Consider the following 6266-nt stretch of genomic DNA (forward strand, 5'->3'; position numbering starts at 1 on the left):
ATCACTTGCCCTCTGCTTTTTTTGTAAGCTATGCTTTATAAACTGATTTTGCTTGCTACCCTTTATACTTCTCAGTTTATACCGACAACATTTTTTCTTCAGGCATTACCTGTTTTTATGCGACAACAAAATATGTCGCTTGAGGTAATTGGATTTCTGGGTTTTTTAATTCTTCCTTCTGGGTTAAAGTTTCTTTGGTCGCCCTTAATTGACCGTTACCGTATAGGGAATTTAGGACATTATCGCGGTTGGATTATTTGTTTTCAATTGTTGTTAATAGCAATTATATTTTTCAGTGCTTTTATTGATATTCAAAATAATTTAATTGGCTTGCTCATTTGCATGTTTTTGGCGTGTTTGTTCTCTGCTAGCCAAGATATTGCTACTGATGCATTAGCGGTAAATTTGCTCGAACCTCAAGAACGAGGATTAGGTAATGCAATTCAAGCTGGGGGAAATTTTTTTGGGGCGATTATTGGTGGTGGTGGGGCGCTGATTCTGTTAGAAAAAGTGGGATGGCGATATAGTCTAATTGCAATGTCGGTTTTCATGCTGCTCAATTTAATACCAACTTTGCTTCATAAAGAACAAGCGATCGCCAACTCAAAAGTTAACAAATCTTATTTCCAAACATTTGTTCGCTTTTTCTCTCGCCCGAAAATGCTACCGTGGCTTTTCGTCGTTCTACTGTATATGGCGGGTGAAAGTATGACAACTACCATGATTCGTCCGCTTTTGGTAGATAGGGGTTTGTCTTTATCAGACATTGGCTGGTTATTGGGTGTAGTTAGCTACAGCGCCCGCATTGTCTTAGCCTTGGTTGCTGGAGTGATGATTACACGCTTGGGACGCAGGCGTTCTTTAATTTTGTTTGGACTGATAGCAGCTTTTACTGCACTTTTGTATATCGTACCAGCAATGGGCATTGCCAGTTTACCTGTGCTGTATGCGGTGTGTATTCTAGTCAGTGGAACTCAAAGTATGGCCTATACAGCCTTGCTTAGTGCCATGATGGATAAGAGCGATCGCGCAACTGCTGCTACTGATTATACTATTCAAGTTTCAGTCATGTTTTTAGGTGGAATTGCTGCCACAATTTTGAGCGGGATTCTCGCACAGCGCACGGGATACACCCCCACGTTTATCATCAGTGCAGCTATAAGTTTATTGAGTGTGTTTGTTATTACTAAATATCCTGTCGATTAACGCTATCTATTCTTAAAAAGTAAAAAGATAAAAGTAAAAAGTAAAAAGATAATCCCCATAAATAAATTTAGGGGCTTAGTACCAGCACTTTTTCTTAGGAAGTGCCTTTTGAATGAGTGACTTTCGCCTTGTTCCAAAAATTTTTTCTCACTACCCCTTGACTCTCCAGCAAGATGGAGATTTCAAAATGGGATTAGTTCATTAAATAGAGTATATCAAATGACACTTCAACTCAAAGTTCCTAACATGGCTTGTTCTGCCTGTGAAGAAAGCATCACAAAAGCGGTGAAAACTGTCGATCCAGCCGCAACTGTTCAAGCTGATACCAAAACTAAGCTTGTCCAGATTGAAACTCAAGCAGCAGAAGCTGCCATCACACAAGTAATTACAGCCGCAGGTTATACCGTTACCTACAACTAAATTCTTTCAAAAGCAGTTCAGGACATCGTTAGGAGATTTGACGGGAGTACAATGCGCGGAGGTCTAGATGGAAAACACGAATCTGAAACTGCGGGGTATGAGTTGTGCCTCTTGCGCTAAAACAATTGAAGATACGATTCGCTCTATTGGTGGTGTGAATGAGTGTAGCGTCAACTTTGGGGCAGAGCAAGCCACTGTCACCTATGACAAGAGAAAAACTGACCCAGAAGCAATCTGCGATGCGGTAGATGCGGTGGGATACTCTGCTCAACCCATGCAAGACGATGATTTATTTACCGCAGACGATGATACAGAACAGCAGGCACGCCAAGCAGAAAATCGAGCGTTAGTCAGAAAAGTTTGGATTGGCGGCATGATCAGCGCCATTATAGTCATTGGTTCACTACCGATGATGACAGGGTTGTCCATTCCCTTTATTCCCATGTGGATGCACAATCCCTGGCTACAGCTTGTGCTGGCGACTCTAGTGCTGTTTTGGTGTGGTGCATCCTTCTTTATCAATGCTTGGAAAGCCCTCAAACGTCACACAGCAACAATGGATACATTGGTAGCGATTGGTACAGGTGCCGCTTATGTCTATTCCCTCTTCCCCACCTTCAAGCCTGGGTTCTTCACCGACCGAGGATTACCGCCTGATGTGTACTACGAAGCAGCTGTAGTCATCATCACTCTGATTTTGCTAGGACGAGTGCTTGAAAATCGTGCTAAAGGACAAACTTCTGAAGCAATTCGTAAGCTTGTAGGCTTGCAAGCTAAAACAGCTCGCGTTATTCGCAATGGCACAGAAGTGGACATTTCACTTGCCGAAGTCATTGAAGGCGATATTGTTTTAGTGCGTCCAGGTGAAAAAATTCCGGTAGATGGCGAGATTATTGATGGCTCCTCAACTATCGATCAGGCAATGGTCACGGGTGAAAGTGTGCCTGTGAAGAAGCGGCCGGGAGATGAAGTGATTGGAGCCACAATTAACAAAACTGGTAGCTTCAAATTCCGAGCAACACGAGTGGGTAAAGATACATTTTTGGCGCAGATTGTCAAGTTAGTGCAGCAAGCTCAAGGTTCAAAAGCACCGATTCAACGATTAGCTGACCAAGTAACTGGATGGTTTGTACCAGCTGTGATTGCCATTGCGATCGCCACCTTTGTCATCTGGTACAACATCATGGGCAATGTGACGATGGCACTAATTACCACTGTCGGTGTGTTAATTATTGCTTGTCCTTGTGCCCTTGGCTTGGCAACGCCGACTTCTATTATGGTAGGAATGGGTAAGGGGGCAGAAAATGGCATTCTCATCAAAGGGGCAGAAAGTCTGGAACTCGCGCACAAGCTTAAGACTGTCGTTCTCGACAAAACGGGTACAATTACGCAAGGTAAGCCGACTGTCACCGATTTTGTAACCGTTAACGGTACAGCCAATGGCAATGAGCTAAATCTTCTGAACCTTGCAGCATCTGTAGAACGCAATTCAGAACATCCTTTGGCTGAAGCAGTTGTCAATTATGCTCAATCTCAAGGTGTGCAGTTAACTGATGCACAGGATTTTGAAGCGATCGCTGGTAGTGGTGTGCAAGGGTATGTGTCAAGTCAATGGGTACAAATTGGCACTCATCGTTGGATGAATGAGTTAAGTATTAATACAGGTGCATTGCAGGAACATTGGGATCGCTTGGAGTATCTTGGTAAAACGGTCATCTGGATTGCAGTAAATAGCAAAATCCAAGGGATTATGGGCATTACCGATGCGGTGAAACCGTCTTCTGTGAACGCGATTCGAGTATTGCAGAAAATGGGATTGGAAGTAGTGATGTTGACTGGGGATAATCGCCGCACTGCCGAAGTTATTGCCCGTGAAGTGGGTATCAAGCGAGTCTTTGCTGAAGTTCGCCCGGATCAAAAAGCCGAGACTGTCGAGAAACTTCAGTCGGAAGGCAAAATTGTCGCAATGGTCGGGGATGGCATTAATGATGCACCGGCGCTAGCTCAAGCCGATGTCGGCATGGCAATTGGCACAGGAACAGATGTAGCGATCGCGGCTAGTGACATCACCCTCATCTCTGGAGATTTACAAGGTATTGTTACCGCCATTCAACTCTCTCGTGCGACGATTCGCAACATTCGTCAGAATCTCTTTTTCGCCTTTATCTATAACGTCGCTGGTATTCCAATTGCAGCAGGAATTCTTTTCCCCATCTTCGGTTGGCTGCTTAGTCCCATTATTGCAGGTGCAGCAATGGCGTTTAGTTCCGTCTCCGTAGTAACAAATGCGCTGCGTTTGCGTAACTTTCAACCTAAAACAATTGGTTGAATAAATCACAAGGAGTAGTAACGATGCTTAAGAAAGTAACATTTTTTGGAACCTTGGCAGGATTTGGATTTTTGCTAGGAGCTATTTCCGGCGCGTTAGCGTAGCTTGCAATATAGAAACATTCGCCAACGGAGATGTTTAAATGATGAACAAAATAGCAATCATTGGCAGTGTTGCGAGTTTGGGATTGGTGTTTGGAATTGCTTCTAACAAAGCAGTTGCACAAATGTCCCACGAACAGATGCAACCATCTCAAACGAAGCAAACGGGTCAGTTCCGTCGCATCGAACAACCCTTATGGGCAAAAGGAGCCGTTACTGCTGGCGGATTAGGATTGATAGGACTGGAGTTATGGTGGTTTTTGCTGAGCAAGGGACTTCCAAAAAATAAATTAATCAAAAAAATTCAAGAAACAGTTCTTAAACAAGAATGATAATCATTGATAGGGGGAGAAAGCGCTTGCCGACGGCAAGCGCTTTCTCCCCCTCAAGTATGTCCCTCAAATATGTAGCTCGGCGTTCGCTCATTTTGAGTGAGTCTTTGGCTCATTCACGACTGGAACCGTGATTTCCAGGTCAGTTTTTCCCCACACATAACCAATGGCGTCTCCCCACATTAACCCTCTTATGTCACTTTCCGAGAGGGCAATCTTTAGAAGCTTTATCAGTCCATCAATACAAGCTATCCTATTACAAAAACTTGGTGGTTCTATTTGTTATTAGAAAAAAGTCTTGCGATACGCCATACGGCACACTACGTGAACGCTTCGTATATAAAAGCTCTAGAATTCAGAAATTGCAAAAGTTTTCGGAGAGTGACACAAGAGGGTTAAATGACACTCATCAATTAGCAATACTCTCAATCTTCCCGTTTCAATTTCTTCACGGTGGGTTGCCAAAAGTGTTTCAATCTCTTTTTTTTTGCCGCAACAGCATCTGGGTCTGCTTTGGGATTTAACTTTGTGGTTTTCTTCGAGCTGATTCCTGCTGCATCAAACAAGTCGTAGTAACTTTGTTTTGACTCATAAATCACATCAAATAGGACTCCTATAGGACTCCTATTTGATTTCTGAACAAGACTAAGAGAAAATACGGTGAGGCGTACAAGTCTAAGAGTGAACAATGATAAGTCAGCATTCACAAACAGCCACACTGACGGTAGGAGTATCGCAGGAACAGTCAACAGAGGGAATGGTAGTGGAGGCGATCGCCGAACTACAAAATTTTATAGATTTACGTCCAGATGCGCGTGAGGTAAGGAAAGCGTTGGCAGTTAAGCTGGTTTATCAAGGTTACCTATATGATGAAATCCAAACAATTTTAGACGTATCACGAGGGTCAATAACAGGATGGAAGCAAGCCTACGAAGAAGATGGAGTTGAGGGACTACGCCTGAACTATAAAGGGAGGAAAAGCTACCTTTTGAGTGGACAACGAGAAGAAGTTTTGGCTTGGCTACAAACCAAAGATATCTGGGAGCTTGGTGAACTGGAATATAAGCTAGCTTTTAAGTACGACGTGGTTTATGAGTCAAAACAAAGTTACTATGACCTGTTCTGCGAAGCAGGAATCAGTTGGAAGAAAACCACAAAATTGAACCCCAAAGCCAATCCAGATGCTGTTGCAGAAAAAAAAAAGAGATTGAAACATTGCTGGCACATCACCGAGAAGAAATCGAAACAGGAAAGTTGAGAGTACTGTTAATGGATGAGTGTCATTTAATGTGGGGAGATTTAAGTGGTTACGTATGGGGAAAAAGTGACCAAGAAATAGCAGTCCCAGTTGTGAACGAGCGAGATAAGCAGACATACTATGGGGCAGTTGACTATCTCCTTGGAGAATTAGTTCTCAAAGCTTACGATGCGGGAAACTCAAAAAATACTATCGACTACCTAGAATACTTACTAGCTGACTCTCCCGACCAACGATTACTAATTTTTTGGGATGGGGCTAGCTACCACCGCTCCAAGGAAATTAGAGGTTTCTTAGACTCTGTTAATCAAAGCTTACCAACTGAGCAATGGAAAATACACTGTGTCCGTTTCGCCCCTAATTGCCCCGTACAAAATCCGCGCTTAGGATATTTGGTTGCAAGCCAAAACATGGGTTCGGCGTTTTTGTGCTTTAATTCCTTCATTTTCACATTTAAAGTTGATATTTGAGTGGTTTATTAGACACACTACCTTTGATTTTGACACTCTACAGATGTACGGAGCTTATTCAAAAATCAAATAGGATTCCTATACCCAATAAAAAATAAAAACAAAAGCCTCCTAATATATCAATAGGAGGCTTTTGAAAAAAAAGAGAAC

Annotated in this window: 6 protein-coding genes and 1 pseudogene; 6 read left to right on the forward strand and 1 reads right to left on the reverse strand. The window is 42.8% G+C overall.

Annotated elements, in window-relative coordinates; genetic code table 11:
- Positions 1 to 30: 30 nt before the first annotated feature.
- The 4 genes from AC5JMK_RS14140 (at position 31) to AC5JMK_RS14155 (ending at position 4388) form a co-directional block, all read left to right on the forward strand.
- Positions 31 to 1206 (forward strand): MFS transporter, encoded by a 1176-nt coding sequence (locus AC5JMK_RS14140; protein ID WP_495910389.1) that lies wholly within the window; start codon positions 31 to 33, stop codon positions 1204 to 1206.
- A gap of 219 nt (positions 1207 to 1425) precedes the next feature.
- Positions 1426 to 1626, forward strand: a complete 201-nt coding sequence (locus AC5JMK_RS14145; RefSeq protein WP_096678098.1) for a heavy-metal-associated domain-containing protein — start codon at positions 1426 to 1428, stop codon at positions 1624 to 1626.
- 67 nt (positions 1627 to 1693) lie between these two features.
- Positions 1694 to 3955 carry a heavy metal translocating P-type ATPase gene (locus AC5JMK_RS14150; protein WP_495910390.1) on the forward strand — a complete coding sequence of 754 codons (2262 nt, stop codon included), beginning with the start codon at positions 1694 to 1696 and terminating at the stop codon, positions 3953 to 3955.
- Positions 3956 to 4097: 142 nt separating this feature from the next.
- On the forward strand, positions 4098 to 4388 hold the full coding sequence (locus tag AC5JMK_RS14155) for a hypothetical protein (protein WP_495910391.1): 291 nt from the start codon (positions 4098 to 4100) through the stop codon (positions 4386 to 4388).
- A gap of 396 nt (positions 4389 to 4784) precedes the next feature.
- Here AC5JMK_RS14155 and AC5JMK_RS14160 read toward each other — a convergent pair.
- Positions 4785 to 4993, reverse strand: a pseudogene (locus tag AC5JMK_RS14160) (winged helix-turn-helix domain-containing protein); the annotation flags it as partial.
- An 83-nt stretch (positions 4994 to 5076) separates the two neighbouring features.
- Between AC5JMK_RS14160 and AC5JMK_RS14165 the strand changes: the two are divergent.
- Together AC5JMK_RS14165 and AC5JMK_RS14170 are read left to right on the forward strand one after the other, a co-directional pair.
- Positions 5077 to 5646 carry a helix-turn-helix domain-containing protein gene (locus AC5JMK_RS14165; RefSeq protein ID WP_495910392.1) on the forward strand — a complete coding sequence of 190 codons (570 nt, stop codon included), beginning with the start codon at positions 5077 to 5079 and terminating at the stop codon, positions 5644 to 5646.
- The gene (locus AC5JMK_RS14170; protein WP_495910393.1) at positions 5604 to 6116 is read left to right on the forward strand and encodes a transposase; all 513 of its coding nucleotides are present in this window, start codon (positions 5604 to 5606) and stop codon (positions 6114 to 6116) included. The genes AC5JMK_RS14165 and AC5JMK_RS14170 overlap by 43 nt, the downstream gene beginning before the upstream one ends.
- Positions 6117 to 6266: the final 150 nt, after the last annotated feature.

This window comes from Pelatocladus sp. (assembly GCF_059505505.1).